General features: G+C 56.1%; 21 protein-coding genes. 13 read left to right on the plus strand and 8 right to left on the minus strand.

Going from position 1 to position 18,926, the window contains the following annotated elements; all coding sequences use genetic code 11:
- Positions 1 to 13 precede the first annotated feature (13 nt).
- From rimK to PUP35_RS06895, 10 genes are all read left to right on the plus strand, one after another.
- Positions 14 to 916 carry a 30S ribosomal protein S6--L-glutamate ligase gene (gene rimK, locus PUP35_RS06850; RefSeq protein ID WP_111963877.1) on the plus strand — a complete coding sequence of 301 codons (903 nt, stop codon included), beginning with the start codon at positions 14 to 16 and terminating at the stop codon, positions 914 to 916.
- Between the two features lie 63 nt (positions 917 to 979).
- The gene (locus PUP35_RS06855) at positions 980 to 1,456 is read left to right on the plus strand and encodes a YbjN domain-containing protein (protein ID WP_014169308.1); all 477 of its coding nucleotides are present in this window, start codon (positions 980 to 982) and stop codon (positions 1,454 to 1,456) included.
- Positions 1,457 to 1,807: 351 nt separating this feature from the next.
- Positions 1,808 to 2,920, plus strand: a complete 1,113-nt coding sequence (gene potF, locus PUP35_RS06860; protein ID WP_045908435.1) for a spermidine/putrescine ABC transporter substrate-binding protein PotF — start codon at positions 1,808 to 1,810, stop codon at positions 2,918 to 2,920.
- Positions 2,921 to 3,018: 98 nt separating this feature from the next.
- Complete coding sequence (gene potG / locus PUP35_RS06865; protein ID WP_274242435.1) at positions 3,019 to 4,152, plus strand: putrescine ABC transporter ATP-binding subunit PotG; 1,134 nt, start codon at positions 3,019 to 3,021, stop codon at positions 4,150 to 4,152.
- Positions 4,153 to 4,162: 10 nt separating this feature from the next.
- Entirely contained in the window at positions 4,163 to 5,116 is a 954-nt protein-coding gene (potH, locus tag PUP35_RS06870; RefSeq protein ID WP_133294074.1) for a putrescine ABC transporter permease PotH, read from the plus strand.
- Positions 5,113 to 5,958 (plus strand): putrescine ABC transporter permease PotI, encoded by an 846-nt coding sequence (gene potI / locus PUP35_RS06875; RefSeq protein WP_100122374.1) that lies wholly within the window; start codon positions 5,113 to 5,115, stop codon positions 5,956 to 5,958. The genes potH and potI overlap by 4 nt, the downstream gene beginning before the upstream one ends.
- A gap of 65 nt (positions 5,959 to 6,023) precedes the next feature.
- A complete protein-coding gene (locus PUP35_RS06880) occupies positions 6,024 to 6,497 on the plus strand; it encodes a YbjO family protein (RefSeq protein WP_024907853.1) in 474 nt (157 codons plus the stop codon).
- Positions 6,498 to 6,537: 40 nt separating this feature from the next.
- Positions 6,538 to 7,665, plus strand: a complete 1,128-nt coding sequence (rlmC, locus tag PUP35_RS06885) for a 23S rRNA (uracil(747)-C(5))-methyltransferase RlmC (RefSeq protein ID WP_115874591.1) — start codon at positions 6,538 to 6,540, stop codon at positions 7,663 to 7,665.
- A 72-nt stretch (positions 7,666 to 7,737) separates the two neighbouring features.
- A complete protein-coding gene (locus tag PUP35_RS06890; RefSeq protein ID WP_271367297.1) occupies positions 7,738 to 8,445 on the plus strand; it encodes a response regulator transcription factor in 708 nt (235 codons plus the stop codon).
- A complete protein-coding gene (locus PUP35_RS06895; RefSeq protein ID WP_143344877.1) occupies positions 8,429 to 9,898 on the plus strand; it encodes a sensor histidine kinase in 1,470 nt (489 codons plus the stop codon). The genes PUP35_RS06890 and PUP35_RS06895 overlap by 17 nt, the downstream gene beginning before the upstream one ends.
- Positions 9,899 to 9,978: 80 nt before the next feature.
- Here the strand turns inward: PUP35_RS06895 and artJ are convergent, their stop codons facing one another.
- From artJ to PUP35_RS06925, 6 genes are all read right to left on the minus strand, one after another.
- Positions 9,979 to 10,710 (minus strand): arginine ABC transporter substrate-binding protein ArtJ, encoded by a 732-nt coding sequence (gene artJ / locus PUP35_RS06900; RefSeq protein WP_021240923.1) that lies wholly within the window; start codon positions 10,708 to 10,710, stop codon positions 9,979 to 9,981.
- A gap of 173 nt (positions 10,711 to 10,883) precedes the next feature.
- Complete coding sequence (artM, locus tag PUP35_RS06905) at positions 10,884 to 11,552, minus strand: arginine ABC transporter permease ArtM (protein WP_023310940.1); 669 nt, start codon at positions 11,550 to 11,552, stop codon at positions 10,884 to 10,886.
- Positions 11,552 to 12,268, minus strand: coding sequence for an arginine ABC transporter permease ArtQ (gene artQ, locus PUP35_RS06910; RefSeq protein WP_025756069.1), 717 nt, complete (start codon positions 12,266 to 12,268; stop codon positions 11,552 to 11,554). Before artQ ends, artM begins: the two co-directional genes overlap by 1 nt.
- 6 nt (positions 12,269 to 12,274) lie before the next feature.
- Positions 12,275 to 13,006, minus strand: a complete 732-nt coding sequence (gene artI, locus PUP35_RS06915; protein ID WP_008500032.1) for an arginine ABC transporter substrate-binding protein ArtI — start codon at positions 13,004 to 13,006, stop codon at positions 12,275 to 12,277.
- Between the two features lie 19 nt (positions 13,007 to 13,025).
- Positions 13,026 to 13,754: an arginine ABC transporter ATP-binding protein ArtP gene (artP, locus tag PUP35_RS06920; RefSeq protein ID WP_274242436.1), complete on the minus strand. Its 729-nt coding sequence runs from the start codon at positions 13,752 to 13,754 to the stop codon at positions 13,026 to 13,028.
- Between the two features lie 226 nt (positions 13,755 to 13,980).
- Positions 13,981 to 14,499, minus strand: coding sequence for a lipoprotein (locus tag PUP35_RS06925; protein WP_159513739.1), 519 nt, complete (start codon positions 14,497 to 14,499; stop codon positions 13,981 to 13,983).
- A gap of 97 nt (positions 14,500 to 14,596) precedes the next feature.
- On the opposite strand from PUP35_RS06925, the gene PUP35_RS06930 reads away from it, so the two are divergent.
- From PUP35_RS06930 to PUP35_RS06940, 3 genes are all read left to right on the plus strand, one after another.
- Positions 14,597 to 14,920, plus strand: coding sequence for a heavy metal-binding domain-containing protein (locus PUP35_RS06930; RefSeq protein WP_239632177.1), 324 nt, complete (start codon positions 14,597 to 14,599; stop codon positions 14,918 to 14,920).
- Positions 14,917 to 15,747, plus strand: a complete 831-nt coding sequence (locus PUP35_RS06935; RefSeq protein ID WP_274242437.1) for an N-acetylmuramoyl-L-alanine amidase — start codon at positions 14,917 to 14,919, stop codon at positions 15,745 to 15,747. The genes PUP35_RS06930 and PUP35_RS06935 overlap by 4 nt, the downstream gene beginning before the upstream one ends.
- A 270-nt stretch (positions 15,748 to 16,017) precedes the next feature.
- The gene (locus PUP35_RS06940; RefSeq protein ID WP_115874598.1) at positions 16,018 to 16,641 is read left to right on the plus strand and encodes a helix-turn-helix domain-containing protein; all 624 of its coding nucleotides are present in this window, start codon (positions 16,018 to 16,020) and stop codon (positions 16,639 to 16,641) included.
- Here PUP35_RS06940 and PUP35_RS06945 read toward each other — a convergent pair.
- Positions 16,638 to 17,273: a hypothetical protein gene (locus tag PUP35_RS06945; protein ID WP_274242438.1), complete on the minus strand. Its 636-nt coding sequence runs from the start codon at positions 17,271 to 17,273 to the stop codon at positions 16,638 to 16,640. The two genes, PUP35_RS06940 and PUP35_RS06945, sit on opposite strands and share 4 nt — an antisense overlap.
- Positions 17,273 to 18,847 (minus strand): ExeA family protein, encoded by a 1,575-nt coding sequence (locus PUP35_RS06950; RefSeq protein WP_274242439.1) that lies wholly within the window; start codon positions 18,845 to 18,847, stop codon positions 17,273 to 17,275. The genes PUP35_RS06945 and PUP35_RS06950 overlap by 1 nt, the downstream gene beginning before the upstream one ends.
- Positions 18,848 to 18,926 lie beyond the last annotated feature (79 nt).

Consider the following 18,926-nt stretch of genomic DNA (forward strand, 5'->3'; position numbering starts at 1 on the left):
AGAGAGGTGCAGGGTGAAAATTGCCATATTGTCCCGGGATGGAACGCTCTATTCATGTAAGCGTCTTCGAGAAGCGGCGGCGAAACGTGGACATCAGGTTGAGATCCTCGACCCGATGTCCTGCTATATGAACATTGACCCTGCCGCCTCGTCGATTCACTACAAAGGCCGCAAGCTGCCGCACTTTGATGCGGTGATCCCCCGCATCGGCTCCCAGATAACCTTTTACGGCACCGCTGCATTGCGCCAGTTCGAGATGCTGGGCAGCTATCCGCTCAACGAATCCGTCGCCATTTCACGCGCCCGCGACAAGCTGCGCTCGCTGCAGCTGCTCGCGCGCCAGGGGATCGATCTTCCCGTCACCGGGATTGCCCATTCACCGGACGACACCAGCGATCTGATCGACATGGTGGGCGGTGCCCCTTTGGTGATCAAGCTGGTGGAAGGCACACAGGGCATTGGCGTGGTGCTGGCGGAGACGCGTCAGGCAGCGGAGAGCGTGATTGACGCCTTCCGCGGGCTGAATGCCCATATTCTGGTGCAGGAGTACATTGAAGAGGCCAAAGGGCGCGACATCCGGTGTTTCGTGGTGGGAAACGAGGTGGTGGCGGCCATCGAGCGCCAGGCCAAAGAGGGCGATTTCCGCTCTAACCTTCACCGCGGCGGCATTGCCAGAATCGCCGATATCAGCGACCAGGAGCGGGAAATTGCCGTCAAAGCGGCGCAGACTTTGGGGCTGGACGTGGCAGGCGTAGACCTGCTGCGCGCGACGCGAGGGCCACTGGTTATGGAAGTGAACGCCTCGCCGGGGCTTGAAGGCGTGGAAAAAACCACAGGGGTCGATATTGCGGGTAAAATGATCTTATGGATCGAGCGTCATGCGACGCCGGGCTACTGTCTGAAAACGGGTGGTTAAATGGATTACCGCGCGCTTTTTAAGTACCCTATGCGAAGTTTTTATTAAAGAGGCTGCAACGCGATGGATTTACAGGTCGTACCTACACTGGATACGTTACGTCAATGGCTTGATGATGCGGGAATTACGTTTTTCGAATGCGATTCCTGCCAGGCGCTGCATCTGCCTCATATGCAGAATTTCGACGGCATTTTCGATGCCAAAATCGATCTGATTAACGACGTGATCCTTTTCTCCGCGCTGGCCGAAGTGAAGCCATCTGCGCTGCTGGCGCTGGCTTCCGACCTGTCAGCGATTAACGCCAGTTCTTTGACGGTGAAAGCATTTCTTGACATACAGGATGATAATCTGCCAAAACTGGTCGTTTGCCAGTCTTTATTCTCCGGAGCCGGGCTGTCATTCAAGCAGTTCTCATGGTTTATGCGCCTGAGCGAAGAGCAAATTTCGATGGTCATGATGGAAGCCAATGCACACCATCTGCTGTATAGCGCGGAAGATGATGCAGAGAATAATGATGCATCTCCCAATTTTCTTCACTAAGCCTGTCTGACTTTTGCGCAGTCGCTGCCATAGCGGCTGCAGAAGGCCATTTTTTCTGCTGCTTTTAACCTTTCTTTAAAGAATTATTCACCTCCCTGAAGGCCGTTTGGGCTTATCACGTAGACTTAACTTGCATAAAAAATTGATAAAAGGCGTTTTTTCGTCTGGGCTATAGCCGCAGACACGGGCTACAGTTATTCTTGCGATGCTTCAAAAAGCGAGCGGAAGCTGCCGGGTAAAGAGGTTTCTTTTTATTTTGAGCAGAGCGACAAACTATGCATGATTTTTGCATACATTCAGATTGCACAGTTTTAGTTCGTTTGTTAACGAGCTTTCAGAAGGAATAACACTATGATCGCCTTGAATAAAAAATGGTTATCGGGTCTGGTTGCGGGTGCTCTGATGGCCGTCTCTGCCGGCACGCTCGCTGCGGAACAAAAAACGCTGCACGTTTATAACTGGTCTGACTATATTGCGCCGGACACGGTGGCGAATTTTGAAAAAGAGACCGGCATTAAAGTCGTCTATGACGTGTTCGATTCCAACGAAGTGCTGGAAGGAAAACTGATGGCGGGCAGCACCGGGTTTGACCTCGTGGTGCCTTCCGCAAGCTTCCTCGAGCGTCAGCTGACGGCAGGCGTCTTCCAGCCGCTGGATAAGAGCAAGTTACCAAACTGGAAAAATCTCGATCCGGAAGTGCTGAAGCTGGTGGCTAAGCACGACCCGGACAACAAATACGCCATGCCTTACCTGTGGGCGACTACCGGTATCGGCTTTAACGTCGATAAAGTGAAGGCAGCGCTGGGCCCGGACGTCAAGCTGGACAGCTGGGACGTGGTGCTGAAGCCGGAAAACCTTGAGAAGCTGAAAAGCTGCGGCGTCTCCTTCCTCGATGCGCCGGAAGAGATTTTCGCAACCGTGCTGAACTACCTGGGCAAAGATCCGAACAGCAATAAAGCCGATGATTACACTGGCCCGGCGACCGATCTGCTGCTGAAGCTGCGTCCAAACATTCGTTACTTCCACTCATCTCAGTACATCAACGACCTGGCGAACGGCGACATCTGCGTCGCGATCGGCTGGGCAGGGGACGTATGGCAGGCGGCTAACCGTGCGAAAGAGGCGAAAAACGGTGTGAACGTCTCCTACTTCATTCCGAAAGAAGGGGCGCTGGCCTTCTTCGACGTCTTCGCGATGCCGGCTGATGCGAAAAACAAAGATGAAGCGTATCAGTTCCTCAACTACCTGATGCGTCCTGAGGTGATCGCCCACATCAGCGACCACGTTTACTACGCGAACGGTAACAAGGCCTCCGTGCCGCTGGTGAGCGAAGAAATCCGTAATAACCCGGCTATCTATCCGCCAGCGGATGTGTTCGCCAAGCTCTTCACCCTGAAAGTCCAGGATCCAAAAATTGACCGCGTACGTACCCGTGCGTGGACCAAGGTGAAAAGCGGTAAATAACCCTTTGTTACAGGCCGGGCAAGCGAAGTGCCCCCGGCAACAGGCGCACCGTTCTGGTGCGCCTGCACCATGATTTGATTTCTGCCGGAGAGCACCCCGTGAATGACGCGATCCCCCGCCCGCAGGCGAAAGTCCGTAAAGCGCTGACCCCGCTTCTTGAAATTCGTAACCTCACTAAATCTTTCGATGGCCAGCATGCCGTGGACGACGTCAGCCTGACGATTTATAAAGGCGAGATTTTTGCTCTTCTGGGAGCTTCTGGCTGCGGTAAATCTACCCTGCTGCGTATGCTGGCCGGTTTTGAACAGCCTACCGCCGGGCAGATCATGCTCGATGGCGTGGATCTCTCCAGCGTACCGCCGTATCAACGCCCGATTAACATGATGTTCCAGTCCTACGCGCTGTTCCCGCACATGACGGTGGAGCAGAACATCGCCTTTGGCCTGAAGCAGGACAAGCTGCCGAAGGCCGAAATTACCGCGCGCGTGGCCGAGATGCTGAGCCTGGTGCACATGCAGGAGTTCGCCAAGCGTAAGCCGCATCAGCTGTCCGGCGGCCAGCGCCAGCGCGTGGCCCTGGCCCGCAGCCTGGCAAAACGCCCGAAACTGCTGCTGCTTGACGAACCGATGGGCGCGCTGGATAAAAAGCTGCGCGACCGTATGCAGCTTGAAGTGGTCGATATCCTCGAGCGCGTGGGCGTGACCTGCGTGATGGTTACCCACGACCAGGAAGAAGCCATGACCATGGCCGGACGTATCGCGATCATGAACCGCGGGAAGTTCGTGCAGATTGGCGAGCCGGAAGAGATTTATGAGCATCCAACCACCCGCTACAGCGCGGAGTTCATCGGCTCGGTTAACGTCTTCGAAGGGCTGCTGAAAGAGCGTCAGGAAGATGGTCTGGTCATCGAATCGCCGGGGCTGCAGCATCCGCTGAAGGTCGATCCGGATAACTCCGTGGTGGATAACGTGCCGGTCTACGTCGCGCTGCGTCCGGAGAAGATCATGCTCTGTGAGGATCCGCCTGCCGATGGCTATAACTTTGCCGTGGGCGAAGTGGTGCACATTGCCTATCTTGGCGACCTCTCCATCTATCACGTGCGCCTGAAAAGCGGGCAGATGCTCAGCGCGCAGTTACAGAACGAACATCGCTACCGCAAGGGGCAGCCGACCTGGGGCGACGAAGTGCGCCTGTGTTGGGATGCAGACAGTTGCGTTGTGCTGACGGTATAAGGAGCGGCCAATGAGTACACTTGAACCTCCAGCCCGCGCAGGCAAACCGGGCGGTTTTGCCCAGTGGCTGACGCGAATGCAGATGAACCACGGCCGCAAGCTGGTGATCGCCATGCCGTACGTGTGGCTGATCCTGCTGTTCCTGCTGCCGTTCCTGATTGTTTTCAAGATAAGCCTGGCGGAAATGGCGCGGGCAATCCCGCCTTACACCAACCTGCTGGACTGGGCCGACGGGCAGCTGACGCTGACCTTAAACCTGGGTAACTTCCTGCAGCTCACCGACGACCCGCTCTATTTCGAAGCCTATCTGCAGTCGCTGCAGGTGGCGGCCATCTCGACGCTCTGCTGTCTGGTGATGGGCTACCCGCTGGCGTGGGCGGTGGCGCACAGCAAGCCGTCGACGCGCAACATCCTGCTGCTGCTGGTGATCCTGCCGTCGTGGACCTCGTTCCTGATCCGCGTTTACGCCTGGATGGGGATCCTGAAAAACAACGGCGTGCTGAATAACTTCCTGATGTGGCTCGGGGTTATCGATCAGCCCCTGACGATCCTGCACACCAACCTCGCGGTCTATATCGGTATTGTGTACGCCTATCTGCCGTTTATGGTGCTGCCGATCTACACGGCGCTGACCCGTATCGACTACTCGCTGGTGGAAGCGTCGCTCGATCTCGGCGCCCGTCCGTTAAAAACCTTCTTCAGCGTCATCGTCCCGCTGACCAAAGGCGGCATTATCGCCGGGTCGATGCTGGTCTTTATCCCGGCGGTGGGGGAGTTTGTGATCCCGGAACTGCTCGGCGGGCCAGACAGCATCATGATTGGTCGCGTGCTGTGGCAGGAGTTCTTTAATAACCGCGACTGGCCGGTGGCGTCAGCGGTGGCGATTATCATGTTACTGCTGCTGATCGTGCCGATCATGTGGTTCCACAAGCATCAGCAGAAACAGATGGGAGATCGCGGATGAACAACTTACCGGTAGTGCGCTCCCCGTGGCGAATTGCGATCCTGGTCATCGGCTTTACCTTCCTGTATGCGCCGATGCTGATGCTGGTGATCTATTCGTTTAACAGCTCCAAGCTGGTGACGGTCTGGGCAGGCTGGTCGACGCGCTGGTACAGCGAGCTGTTCCACGATGATGCAATGATGAGCGCGGTGGGGCTGAGCCTGACCATTGCGGCGCTGGCGGCGACCATGGCGTCAGTGCTGGGCACGATCGCCGCGCTGGTGATGGTGCGTTTCGGGCGTTTTCGCGGTTCGAACGGCTTCGCCTTTATGATTACCGCCCCGCTGGTCATGCCGGACGTGATCACCGGTCTCGCGCTGCTGCTTCTGTTCGTGGCCATGGCGCACGCCATCGGCTGGCCGGCAGATCGCGGCATGCTCACCATCTGGCTGGCGCACGTCACTTTCTGTACGGCCTACGTAGCGGTAGTGATCTCCTCGCGCCTGCGCGAGCTGGATCGCTCCATTGAAGAGGCGGCGATGGATCTCGGCGCGACGCCGCTGAAGGTCTTTTTCATCATCACCCTGCCGATGATTATGCCGGCGGTGATCTCCGGCTGGCTGCTGGCGTTTACCCTGTCGCTCGACGATCTGGTGATCGCCAGCTTTGTTTCCGGCCCGGGGGCGACCACGCTGCCGATGCTGGTCTTCTCCAGCGTGCGTATGGGGGTCAACCCGGAGATCAACGCCCTGGCCTCTATCATCCTCGGCGTGGTCGGAATTGTCGGATTTATCGCCTGGTATTTGATGGCGCGCGCGGAAAAACAGCGCGTGCGCGATATCCAGCGTGCAAGACGCGGCTGAAGGATTTAAAATTTCCAGTGATGTGCCGCGCATGACGCGGCACTGTTTTTCAGGGAAGTAAAACATTGGGATTATTAAAAAAATCACGTATTACGCACGCGCGTCCTAACGTCCCTGCGCTGGTTCAGGTGGCGGCGCTCGCCATTATTATGATCCGCTGCCTGGACGTGCTGATGATTCTCAACACCCTGGGCGTGCGCGGCATCGGTGAATTCATTCACCGCAGCGTGCAGACGTGGAATCTGACGCTGGTCTTTTTGAGCAGCCTGGTGCTGGTGTTTATCGAGATCTACTGCGCGTTTTCGCTGGTTAAAGGGCGCAACTGGGCGCGATGGGTCTATCTGCTGACGCAAATTACCGCCGCAAGCTATCTGTGGGCCGCCTCGCTGGGGTATGGCTACCCGGAGCTGTTCAGCATCGCCGGTGAATCCAAACGCGAGATCCTGCGCGCGCTATTTATGCAAAAACTGCCGGACATGCTGGTGCTTTTTCTACTCTTCGTTCCGGCTTCCAGTCGGAGATTCTTCCGCCTGCAATAATGTGTATAATCGCAGCCCTCGTGATATTTAAGGTTTTAATATGCAGTGCGCACTCTATGACGCCGGACGCTGCCGCTCCTGTCAGTGGATAGAACAGCCGGTCCCTCAACAGCTCACCGCCAAAATGGCCGACCTGCAACAGCTGCTGGCAGAACACGCGGTGGGCGAGTGGTGCGCACCCGTCAGCGGCCCTGAACAGGGTTTTCGCAATAAAGCCAAAATGGTGGTCAGCGGCAGCGTAGAAAAACCGCTGCTGGGGATGCTGCACCGCGACGGCACGCCGGAAGACTTAACCGACTGCCCGCTGTATCCCGACTCGTTTGAGCCTGTCTTTGCCGCACTGAAACCGTTTATCGCGCGGGCGGGCTTAACGCCCTACAGCGTGGCCCGCAAGCGCGGCGAGCTGAAATACCTTCTGCTAACGGAAAGCCAGAAAGACGGCGGCATGATGCTGCGCTTCGTGCTGCGCTCTGAAACCAAGCTGGAGCAGCTGCGCGCGGCGCTGCCGTGGCTGCAGGCGCAGCTTCCTCAGCTGAAGGTCATTACGGCAAACATTCAGCCCGTGCATATGGCAATCATGGAAGGGGAGAAAGAGATTTTCTTCACCGACCAGCACGCGCTGGCCGAAAGCTTCAACGGGGTGCCGCTGTGGATCCGCCCGCAAAGCTTCTTCCAGACCAACCCGACCGTAGCAAGCAGCCTGTACGCCGCCGCCCGCGACTGGGTTCGTGCGTTGAACGTTCACCACATGTGGGATCTCTTCTGCGGCGTGGGCGGGTTTGGCCTGCACTGCGCCACGCCGGAGATGCAGCTCACCGGCATTGAGATCTCTGCCGAAGCGATTGCCTGCGCGAAGCAGTCCGCCGCCGAGCTGGGGTTAACGAATCTGCACTTCCAGGCGCTCGACTCCACGCAGTTCGCGACCGGCCAGGGCAACGTGCCTGAGCTGGTGCTGGTCAACCCGCCGCGCCGCGGCATCGGCAATGCGCTGTGCGACTACCTGAGCCAGATGGCACCGGAATACATCATCTATTCCAGCTGCAACGCGCAGACCATGGCAAAAGACATTGCGCAACTACCGGGCTATCGCGTTGAACGCGTTCAGCTTTTTGATATGTTCCCGCACACCGCGCACTATGAAGTGCTGACGTTGCTCGTAAAATCTTAAACAAAATGTGAACTCTTCATCCCGGCGAAATCAGGTAAGCTTACGTCATAAGAAATGAATGAAGGCTTACCCATGAAGCAGATCCTGCTGGTGGAAGACGACCACGATATCGCGGCGCTTCTGCGACTCAATTTAGAAGACGAAGGCTACGCCATCACCCACGAACCCGACGGGGGCAAAGCCCTGCAGCGTCTTGAAGCTCAGACGTGGGACGCGGTGATCCTCGACCTGATGCTGCCCTGCGTTGACGGCCTGGAGATTTGCCGCCGCATCCGTCAGATGACGCGCTACCTGCCGGTGATCATCATCAGCGCCCGCAGCAGTGAAACCGACCGCATCACCGGGCTGGAAACCGGCGCCGATGACTATCTGGCAAAACCGTTCTCCGTGCAGGAGTTGATTGCGCGCATCAAAGCGCTGTTCCGTCGCCAGCAGGCGATGGGGCAGGCGCAAACCGACGGTCAAATTCAGGCTCACGGACTGACCATCGATCCGCTGGCGCGCAGCGTGCTGCTTCACGGCCAGGTGGTGGATCTCACCCCGCGCGAGTTCGAACTGCTCTACTTCTTTGCCCGTCATCCCGGCGAGGTGTTCTCCCGTCTGGCGCTGCTGGAGCAGGTCTGGGGCTACCAGCACGAAGGCTATGAGCACACCGTCAACACCCATATCAACCGCCTGCGCATCAAGATTGAGAAGGACGCCGCCGAGCCGGAGATTATTCGCACCGTCTGGGGCAAGGGCTACAAATTTGCGGAGCCAAATCATGATGCGCCGCTTTAGCCTGAGCCAGCGCCTGACGCTGCTCTTCATCCTGCTGATGATGCTCTGCGCCGCCGTTGCCTGTGCGGTACAGCTCTACAGCAGCATGCAGTACGGTAATGCGATGGTGCAGCGTTTGTCGGGCGGGCTGGCGCAGCAGATCGTTCAGCGCGAACCAATTCTGGACGCGCAGGGCAGGGTTGACCGCAGCGCGCTGAAACCGCTGTTTGGCCGGCTGATGACCTTTAATCCGAGCGTTGAGCTGTACGTTATCTCTCCTGACGGTGATATCCTCGCCGATGCCGCACCGCCGGGCCATATTCAGCGGCAAAAAATCGATCTGGCTCCGGTGCAGAGCTTCCTCAGCGGCACCGCCATGCCGGTGCTGGGCGACGATCCGCGCAGTCAAAATCAAAAAGTCTTTAGCGCCACGCCGCTGCGGCAGGATGGCGAGCTAAAAGGCTATCTGTACATTATTTTGCAGGGCGAGGAGTCAAATGCTCTTGCGGAGATGGCCTGGCATAAGGCGCTGTGGAGCACGGTGCTGTGGTCATTGCTGTGGGTCGCGCTGTTTGGCCTGCTGGCCGGTTTACTGGTCTGGTATTGGGTCACGCGTCCGGTCAAACAGCTGACGGTGGAAGTCGCCGGGCTGGAGCAAGACAGCATAAGCGCTATCAGACAGCTGGCGGCACAGACGCCGGACGCGGCGGCAAAAGATGAGGTGGCGATCCTGCGCAACAGTTTTATCGAGCTGGCGCGCAAAATCACCCAGCAGTGGGATCGGCTGGCCGACAGCGATCGCCAGCGCCGGGAGTTTATCGCCAATATTTCGCACGATCTCCGTACGCCGCTGACCTCGCTGCTGGGCTATCTCGAAACCCTGTCGCTCAAATCCGCCACGCTGACGCCGCAGGAGCACCAGCAGTATCTCGCCACCGCGCTGCGCCAGGGACAAAAGGTCCGTCATCTTTCTCAGCAGCTGTTTGAGCTGGCGCGCCTGGAGTACGGCGGTATTAAACCCCAGCGCGAGCGGTTCGCGATGGGAGAGCTGATTTCCGACGTGGCGCAGAAGTTTGAGCTCACCGCCCGCACGCGCGAGGTCAATCTGCATATTGACGTGCCGGGGCCGCTGCCGCTGATAAACGCCGATGTGTCGATGATTGAACGCGTGGTGACCAACCTGCTGGATAACGCGATGCGCCATACGCCTGGCGGCGGGGAGATTCGCCTGGCGGTATGGCAGGAAAATGAACGGCTGCAGGTTGAAGTCTCCGACAGCGGAGCGGGCGTGGATGCCTCGCTGCGCGACGATTTGTTCCAGCGGCCGTCGGCGCTCAATACTCAGGCGTCGAGAGAGAATCGCGGCGGGTTAGGGCTGCTGATTGTTAAACGGATGCTGGAGCTGCACGGGGGTGGGATCAGGCTGATGGAGTCGGCGAGCGGGGCACGGTTCAGGTTCTTTGTGCCACTCTGAGAAATTGCCGGGTGGCGGCTTCGCCTGACCCGGCCTACAGACTACCACCCCCGTAGGCCGAGCCACCCGGCAAAAAAATCTTACTGCGGGAACCACTGCTCGCTAATTTTCTGGTAAGTACCGTCTGCTTTAATCGCTTTCAGCGCACCGTTCAGTTTTTCCAGCAGGGCTTTGTTATCCGGACGTACCGCGATACCCAGACCCGTGCCGAAGTACTGCGGATCGGTCACTTTCTCGGTTGCGGTGCCCAGCTGCGGATTGGTTTTCAGCCACTCGTTCACCACGGCGGTATCGCCGAAGACGCCGTCGATACGGCCATTTTTCAGGTCGATAATCGCGTTCTGGTAGCTGTCATAGGCCACGGTCTTCACTTCCGGATGTTTGTCCTGGAGGTATTTCTGATGCGTGGTGCCGTTTTCCATCCCGATGCGTTTGCCTTTCAGCTGATCGAATGAGGTATAAGCGCCTTTCTTCGCAATCACCACCGCCGAGTTGGCGTAGTACGGGTCGGTGAACGCGACCTGCTTGCTGCGCTCAGGCGTGATGTCCATCCCGGAGATCACCGCGTCGTATTTTTTGAACTTCAGCGACGGGATCAGGCTGTCAAAAGCATGGTTAGTAAAGGTGCAGTCGGCCTGCATTTGTTTGCACAGCGCTTTCGCCAGATCGATATCGAAACCGACGATCTGGTTGCTGGCATCCAGCGACTCAAACGGCGGATAGGTGGCGGACACGCCGAAATTGATTTTATCCGCAGCGGATGCGCCAGCGGCGAAGGTGGCGAGTAATGCGGCCAGAACTAACTTTTTCATTGTAATGCTCCCGTCTGTCTTATTGATGCGCCGTGTCTGCGGCCTGGATGTACAATGCCAGTTAATGAATTTATATGCAATAAAAATGATTAAGTATTATCTTTATCGCAAAAAAAAACGGATAACCCATCAGGTTACCCGCTTCATGAATACCGTTTTATGCATTTTCGTGGTTAATTTCTGCGCTCAAACGCCAGCGCTTTACGCTCGATCAGGCGCATCATCAGCGTCAGCAGACCGTTCACCACCAGATACACCACGCCCGCCGCGCCGAACACCATCACGTCATAGGTGCGCCCGTACAGCAGCTGTCCGTGACCCATCACTTCCATCAGGGTGATGGTGTAGGCCAGCGAGGTACTCTTGAATACCAGCACCACTTCGTTGGAATAGGAGGAGAGGGCGCGCTTAAAGGCGTACGGCAGCAGGATCGCCAGCGTGTCTTTCTTGCTCATGCCCAGCGCCCCGCAGGACTGCCACTGGCCTTCCGGGATGGCGCGGATCGCTCCGTAGAACAGCTGGGTGGTATAGGCCGCGCTGTTCAGCGAAAGGGCAATCAGGGCACACAGCCACGGCTCAGAGAGCAGATGCCAGATAACCGGATACTCCTGCAGCGACGGGAACTGGCCCGGGCCGTAGTAAATCAGGAAGATCTGCACCAGCAGCGGCGTACCGGTAAACAGGGTGATGTACCCGCGCACAATCCACACCAGCACCGGCGTTTTCAGCGTCAGGATGATGGTGAAGATGAGCGCCAGGATCAGCGCCACGATAATGGACGCCACGGTCAGCGTCAGGCTGGTATGCAGCCCTTTCATCAACTCGGGGAAATATTCAAGCATCAGCCTGGTCTCCGTTCAAAGCGCGTCGCACGCAGGTCAATACGCTTGAGGATGTACTGACTGAGCAACGTGATCACCAGGTAGATTGCCGCCGCCACAATGTACCAGGTAAACGGCTCCTGGGTACGGGTGGCGATGCTTTTGGTTTGCAGCATCAGATCGTTAACGCTGATCAGGCTCACCAGCGCGGTATCTTTCAGCAGCACCAGCCACTGGTTGCCGAGGCCCGGCAGGGCATGACGCCACATCTGCGGCATCACCAGACGGAAGAAGATGGCGGATTTTGACAACCCTAACGCCTGACCCGACTCCCACTGTCCCTGCGGCACGGCCTTCAGCGCACCGCGCAGGGTTTGCGACGCGTACGCGGAGTAGAGCAGGGAGAGGGCAATCACGCCGCACAGGAACGGGCTGACGTCGAAGTTTTCAATCTGCATCTGCACCGGGATCTGCGCAAAGCCGAGATTAAGGGTGAAGCCGTCCGACAGCGTGAGCAGCAGCTGTGAGGAACCGAAATAGATAAACAGGACCACCAGAATTTCCGGTAGCCCACGCAGCACGGTGACCAGCGCGGAGCCTGTCCAGGCGACGGGGAACCATTTCGCGGATTCCCACACCGCAAAGAACATCGCCAGCACGAGGCCGATAATCAGTGCGCAAACGGCAAGGCCGACGGTCATCCCGGCGGCGCTTGCTAAAGGAAAAATTTCATTCATCAGGAATTACTTCTGGAACCATTTTTTGTAGATGGTTTCGTAGGTGCCGTCTTTCTTCACTTTTTCCAGCGCAGCGTTGAATTTCTGCTGCAGCTCAGTGTTGCCCTGACGAACGGCAATCCCCAGACCGGTACCGAAGTAATCCTTATCGGTCACTTTGTCGCCCACTGGCGCCAGCTTGTCGTTGGCTTTCAGCCACTCGGTCACGACAGCGGTATCGCCAAATACGCCGTCGATACGGCCATTCTGCAGATCCAGCTTCGCGTTCTGGTAGCTGTCATACGGAACGGTGGTGATTTCCGGATGCTTATCCATGATGAATTTCTGGTGCGTGGTGCCGTTCTGCACGCCCACTTTTTTGCCTTTCAGCTGATCGACAGAGGTGAATTTGCCTTTCTGACCAATGAACAGGGCAGAGTTGTCGTAGTAAGGGGTGGTGAACAGCACCTGCTTTTCACGCTCCGGGGTGATGTCCATACCGGCCATCACGGCGTCGATACGGCGGAACTTCAGGCTTGGGATCAGGCTGTCGAACGCCTGGTTGCTGAAGGTGCAGGTCGCATCGATCTCTTTACACAGGGCGTTTGCCAGGTCTACGTCGAAGCCAACAATTTTGTTGTTCGCATCAATGGATTCAAACGGAGGGTAAGAGGCTTCCGTGGCGAAACGAATGGTCTGAGCTGCGGTAGCGGAAAGGGTAACGCCAGCAAGCAGCACGGCAAGTAATACTTTTTTCATTATATTTCCCCTGACACAATCAATGAGATAAATAGTTTTTGAAGGCATCGGTTTGCGGGTTAGCGAAGCAGCTCGCATCACCTTGCTCAACGATATACCCGTTTTCCATGTACACCACACGGCTGGCGGTTTTACGCGCCACTTCCACTTCGTGGGTAACGATAACCTGCGTAATGTTGGTTTCCGCCAGCTCGCGAATGATGCTGACGATCTGAGCGGTGATTTCCGGGTCCAGCGCGGCGGTGGGTTCATCAAACAGCAGTACCGCAGGCTCCATCATCAGCGCACGGGCAATGGCCACGCGCTGCTGCTGACCACCGGACAGGTGCAGCGGGTAGCGGTCGCTGTAGGGCTTAAGGCGTAGACGATCCAGCAGCTTTTCGGCACGGGCGATCGCCTGATCCTTGCTTAACCCCAGCACACGGCACGGGGCTTCAATCAGGTTCTGCAGCACGGTCAGGTGCGGCCAGAGATTGTATTGCTGGAAGACCATGCCGACGTTTTGACGCAGCTCGCGAATCGCTTTATCAGACGGCGTCTTCGCGAAATCAAAGTGGTTACCGGCAATCGCCAGCGTACCTGAACGAGGCATTTCAAGCAGATTAAGAACACGCAGAAGGGAGCTTTTACCTGCACCGCTTGGGCCAAGCAAAACCAGCGTTTCGCCTTCCGGGCAGCTCAGCGTGATGTCAAACAGCGCCTGGTGTGCGCCGTAGAAGCAGTTAATGCCGTTTAGTTTAATACTCATCGGGGCAGTCTTTACTCATCCAGGCAATCTATAGCAATTGAGGCCGCAGATAGTACCGTTGACAGAATAGTTATGCAATATTTCTGCGTTAAAAGTTAAATATAACCCGTATTTCCTCTTAAACATAGCACAAAATAGCGAACGGCAAGGTCGGCGAGTATAAATGTCGGCATTCCGCAAGAAATGCCGCACATTTTACGGGGGTTACCAGGTTATATCGGCGGGTTTAGCGATTTTCAATCGACTGGCGCAGCGTGCCTGCCGGGGCATGAACGCTGCCGCCCACGTAGCGCACGTCGTCTACCGCCCAGCACTGTCCTTCACGGATCATCAGCACTTCATCCTGCCAGGTTTGGGTTCCCTGCGTCAGCTTAACGCGCAGCGGAATATTGCGGGCATCCGTGTTCGGAATGGTTGACGCGCTCGCCACTTCGGCGCTGTCCGGCAGCGTGGCGCGGCTGGAGAACGGATCGGATTTCAGCAGCGCGTTGTGCTGCGGATCGCGGGTGGCATCGTTAAGCAGTTTTGCCAGACCATCGCTCAGATACGGGCGCAGGTCGGTGAGATCGTTGCTGCGGTGCTGAATGCGATAATCATAGAACTGCTGCGCCACGGTGTCCGGGCCGCCCTCAATGCAGGGGCCGCTGCGGGTACCGATATCCTTAAAGGCAGGCGTGACCGTGGTGGTACAGGCGCTGAGCACCAGCGCGCAGGGCACTAAAAGTGTTAAAGCTGAATAGCGCATGTTGATTTCCTTATTTATTAACTATCCTTTCAATCATAGCGTAACGAACCGATAATGCTGTGCCTAAGGCATTGAACGCTAAAGAAGGAGAGAAACCATGCAGTTTTCAACAACGCCAACCCTGGAAGGGCAGACCATCACCGAGTACTGCGGCGTGGTCACCGGTGAAGCGATTCTCGGTGCCAATATCTTCCGTGACTTTTTTGCCGGTATCCGCGATATCGTTGGCGGCCGCTCGGGCGCATATGAAAAAGAGCTGCGTAAAGCGCGTGAAATCGCCTTTAAAGAGCTTGGCGAGCAGGCGGAAGGCCTCGGCGCTGATGCGGTCGTGGGGATTGATATCGATTACGAAACGGTCGGGAAAGATGGCAGCATGCTGATGGTGAGCGTAAGCGGTACGGCGGTGAAAACCCTGAGATGAGGCGTTCGTTTGCCGCGCCCCTGCTGGCGCTGCTGCTGGCAGGATGTGCCTCGGAAAAAGGGGTTATCGACAAAGGCGCCTACGAGCTGGATACGCGTCATCAGGCTCAGGCGGCTTATCCGCGCATTAAGGTGCTGGTGATCCACTACACCGCGGATGATTTTGACAGCTCGCTGGCCACGCTGACGGATAAAAACGTCAGCTCTCACTATTTGATCCCTGCCAGGCCTCCCGCACCGGACGGCAAGCCGCGCATCTGGCAACTGGTACCCGAGAGCGAACTGGCCTGGCATGCGGGCATCAGCTTCTGGCGCGGCACCAACCGCATCAATGATACGTCGGTCGGCATTGAGCTGGAGAACCGTGGCTGGCAAAAAGCGTCGGGCGTTAAGCACTTTACCCCTTTTGAGCCAGCGCAGATTGCGGCGCTGGTGCCGCTCGCCAAAGACATTATCGCCCGCTACAACATCAAACCTGAAAATGTGGTGGCCCATTCTGATATCGCCCCGCAGCGCAAAGACGATCCCGGCCCGCTGTTCCCCTGGCGTCAGCTGGCGCTGCAGGGGATTGGCGCATGGCCCGACCCGGCGCGGGTGGCGTTTTACCTGAACGGCAAGCCGCGAGATGAGCTTGTTGAGCCGAAGGTGTTGCTCGATCTGCTGGCGCGCTACGGCTATGAGGTGACCGATAACATGACGAACGCGCAGCAGAAGCGCGTGATCGTCGCGTTTCAGATGCATTTTCGCCCGGCGCGCTGGGACGGCGTGGCCGATCGCGAAACGCTGGCAATCGCGGAGGCGCTGTTAGAGCGCTACGGGCAGGGGTAATCCCTCGGGTTACCCGACTCCACTTTTACACGGTCTCCTTTTGGACTAATTTTCTAATCACATTCGCGGCGTAAATGTTTTATAGTTTCCTCAGTCGAAATTACTCGCAAACGTGGTTGACAATCTATCAGCACGGCAAATAAGAAATAGGGATGTGCTAGCGTTTTAGCCTGGCTTAGCTTTACTTTACATTTATTAAATGGACTACGCATTTTTGCGCTGTGATTGCACACGTTCACCTTTTTCAATTTAATATTAATGGGTATAACTATGTTAAGTATCTACAGTAAAAATAGCCGTCCACAAGAAGAACTTGACGCCATTATCGCGGCAACTGAAGGTTTTGAAGAAAGAACCTTACGCAAATGGCAGCGTATCAGTACCGAGAACAACGAAGATATCCATTTTATCATTAGCGGTGAAGTTGAATTCCGCCGCAAGTCGGATGAACTGTGTGTATTCACCTTACAGAATAAATGTATTTTCGGTCTATCCTCTATTTATTACAATTCAGCGCATATGTACGGTCTGGTGCGTGCAAATACCGTGGTGCGCACTATTAAAAAGGATGATTTTTTCCGTCTGATGAGCGAAAAAAACCTGTGGGAAGCCTTGAGTAAAGTCCTCTCCTGGTATATTTGCCTGCTCAGCAAGCGTGACGAAGTGTTGGTCGCCCGCAGCGCGTACTCGATTGTTCGCGAGTTCTTGCTGGAAATTAACGAACTGATGGTACATCATCAGCGCGATATCAATGTTTACGACTATATTCAGGAATATACCAGTCTGGCCCGGAGTACCATTATTAAAATCCTCGCAGACCTGAAAAAAGGTAATTATATCCAGGTTGACAAAGGTCGTCTTATGTATTTGTCGACGTTGCCGGAAAAATATTAATCGCTTCTCACCCCCTTTTTAACTGAAAGGGGGGCTATGTTTAAGTGTATTATTTGCCTGCGTTCCTGCCGCGGTTTCCTCAACGGGGGGGCTGGTATTTTTCCCTGCGAATAATCTTTCTCCTGCTCTTTTAACGCCTTCATCAATAATGCTTTGATAGCCCCGTCATCAACTGTGTGACCGGTATTATCCTGTTCGGGAATAGCAGAATTGTTCATTACTGTTCCCGGCAATGTATCCCGGGAAATATCACGCGGTACTTCACCGTCGGGCGCCTGCTGCCAGTCGGCATCGCCGCTATCAATTGGCATCTCCTGCAGTGGCGGCATCTCTTTTGTCATCGGTTCTTGCTTTGGTTCAGGCCGCGGGAACGGTTTACTGACATAGACGTAATGCATATCCGATAGCTTCGTTTCTGGCCTGACGGCGCTCGCTTTTATTGGCTCAGGTACCGGATGACGAAGATCCCAGTAGATATGTGCGTAAAGTCCCGCGGCGATCGTCATCACTATCCCCATCAACCAGATCAGGGTGGCAAAGACCGCTTTTTTCAGCGAGGGGCGCCGGTAAGAAAACCAGACCGGTGCGTTCAGGGTATAGCTGCGCTGGGCAGCCAGAGTAATCGTGGACATTATGAATGCTTCTCCTGCGCGGTAGGGGTCGCAGATATATTTGCGGACTGAATAAGCACGCTTGGCGTAGTCCTGGTTTCACGCATTAACTGCATCAATGTATCTTCACCCGCAATCCCGTCCACATGCAGATGCATTTTCTGCTGAAACTCGCGGGTACGTTGCATTAGTTCCGCCGTCCACACCTTTGCGTGGGTTTCGGGCAGATTCAGCGCCAGGCTAAGCTGCTGATCCATCCAGCCCAAATCTTTGACGCTACTTTCGGCGCTCACGGCATCTTTCCCCTGCGGCGTAAGGCGGTGCAATAGGGTGTAATTGCCCGTTGCATGCTGGTTAAACCATCTGCGGCTCACCTGCCAGGTGCGATTATTCATCAGCAGATCCAGCGAGTTATCATCTACTCTGGCCACCACGGCATAGTTCAGGTGATCGCCCGTTTTGATCTCGCCGATCCAAGGGTAACCCTCTTTTGCCAACTCCTCGACCGGAGCGCTGCCCTCCTTACACATCAGGTTGACCCGCCCGGCGTTCTGGCAGAGCGCCTCTTCCATCGTGGCGTCATAACCCCACATGGTATAAAGCTGATGCATCGCATCGGGCTTGTTCACCACTTCATTATCAATAACCGGCACCGCTGGGGCGTCGGTTTTTGGCGTCTGCGGTTTCCAGCTGGTCATCACGGGCAGCTGTACCGGCAGTCTGGCGGTAATGGCGGGCATCAATGTCCAGCCGCAGGCGGCAAACAGTACAGAGGCAAAAAGGCCCATAACGGCAAGGCGTTTGCCCCTCGGTTTCGCCGGCAGAACTTCTCCTGCGGCGAGGCGCAGATGGCGCGGCGATACCTGCGCTGAACGTTCGGTCCAGGCGGCGAGCATCGCAATGTGCGCCAGCTCGTTGAGTTTGCCTGCCTGTCCTTTGGTCAGAACATGCATCTTGCGCACGCGGGCCCGGGTGAACGGCGTCGCGTCGCTGCCATGCGCTTCACACTGGGCCTGAACATAGCTCAGGGATTCGCGGCAGGTGAGAGGCCGGAGCGTGTGACGCGTATGAAGAGATTCACGCAACCCGGACTGCTGGAGGGCGGCTTCCTGGTCGGCCGATCCCATCAGCACAACCGACAGAGGCACATCCAGCTCCTGCGCGCGGGTTAACAGCATGGACAGTGCGTCATGGCAATTCGCTTTCATCGACTGAATATGCGAGATGACCAGTACTTTACGTGAGGTTTTGCGGGACAATATCTCGTCCTGCCACTGACGCAGCACAGCATCAATAGCCTGGATCCGGGTTTTGCTCTCTTTAGTGGTGGTGTTGAGTTTATAGAGCATGCCGCTGGCGCTGAGTTTCGGGAAGGCGTTAATGGCAATCAGCGTGCCGTCATGCTTTTTAAGCGCATCGCAAAACTGCGAGGTGAGATAGCTGTCGTCGCTAAAGAGCGCAGTAACGCCTGCTGTCTGGCACTTCTCTTTCAGCAAACCGAACACATCCTGATGATACGGAACAAAAAAATCACCTGGCATCCGGCTGATAGTCCGGAAAGGCTGGGTAGTGAAATTAAAATGGCGCATATACATAGCGTATTACCGTCTCTTTCATTCATAACAAGGAGACGGAAAAGTAAAGGATACAGGAGGAAGGGGCAATTTGAATGCA

It is taken from the genome of Enterobacter sp. S-33, from assembly GCF_028735835.1.
Classification (GTDB): Bacteria; Pseudomonadota; Gammaproteobacteria; order Enterobacterales; family Enterobacteriaceae; genus Enterobacter; species Enterobacter vonholyi.

Coding starts and splice junctions, on each gene's coding strand:
- PUP35_RS06855 (WP_014169308.1), top strand. CDS start 980: ATGGATTTACAGGTCGTACCTACACTGGATACGTTACGTCAATGGCTT.
- potF (WP_045908435.1), top strand. CDS start 1,808: ATGATCGCCTTGAATAAAAAATGGTTATCGGGTCTGGTTGCGGGTGCT.
- potH (WP_133294074.1), top strand. CDS start 4,163: ATGAGTACACTTGAACCTCCAGCCCGCGCAGGCAAACCGGGCGGTTTT.
- potI (WP_100122374.1), top strand. CDS start 5,113: ATGAACAACTTACCGGTAGTGCGCTCCCCGTGGCGAATTGCGATCCTG.
- rlmC (WP_115874591.1), top strand. CDS start 6,538: ATGCAGTGCGCACTCTATGACGCCGGACGCTGCCGCTCCTGTCAGTGG.
- PUP35_RS06890 (WP_271367297.1), top strand. CDS start 7,738: ATGAAGCAGATCCTGCTGGTGGAAGACGACCACGATATCGCGGCGCTT.
- PUP35_RS06895 (WP_143344877.1), top strand. CDS start 8,429: ATGATGCGCCGCTTTAGCCTGAGCCAGCGCCTGACGCTGCTCTTCATC.
- artJ (WP_021240923.1), bottom strand. CDS start 10,710: ATGAAAAAGTTAGTTCTGGCCGCATTACTCGCCACCTTCGCCGCTGGC.
- artM (WP_023310940.1), bottom strand. CDS start 11,552: ATGCTTGAATATTTCCCCGAGTTGATGAAAGGGCTGCATACCAGCCTG.
- artQ (WP_025756069.1), bottom strand. CDS start 12,268: ATGAATGAAATTTTTCCTTTAGCAAGCGCCGCCGGGATGACCGTCGGC.
- artI (WP_008500032.1), bottom strand. CDS start 13,006: ATGAAAAAAGTATTACTTGCCGTGCTGCTTGCTGGCGTTACCCTTTCC.
- artP (WP_274242436.1), bottom strand. CDS start 13,754: ATGAGTATTAAACTAAACGGCATTAACTGCTTCTACGGCGCACACCAG.
- PUP35_RS06925 (WP_159513739.1), bottom strand. CDS start 14,499: ATGCGCTATTCAGCTTTAACACTTTTAGTGCCCTGCGCGCTGGTGCTC.
- PUP35_RS06930 (WP_239632177.1), top strand. CDS start 14,597: ATGCAGTTTTCAACAACGCCAACCCTGGAAGGGCAGACCATCACCGAG.
- PUP35_RS06935 (WP_274242437.1), top strand. CDS start 14,917: ATGAGGCGTTCGTTTGCCGCGCCCCTGCTGGCGCTGCTGCTGGCAGGA.
- PUP35_RS06940 (WP_115874598.1), top strand. CDS start 16,018: ATGTTAAGTATCTACAGTAAAAATAGCCGTCCACAAGAAGAACTTGAC.
- PUP35_RS06945 (WP_274242438.1), bottom strand. CDS start 17,273: ATGTCCACGATTACTCTGGCTGCCCAGCGCAGCTATACCCTGAACGCA.
- PUP35_RS06950 (WP_274242439.1), bottom strand. CDS start 18,847: ATGTATATGCGCCATTTTAATTTCACTACCCAGCCTTTCCGGACTATC.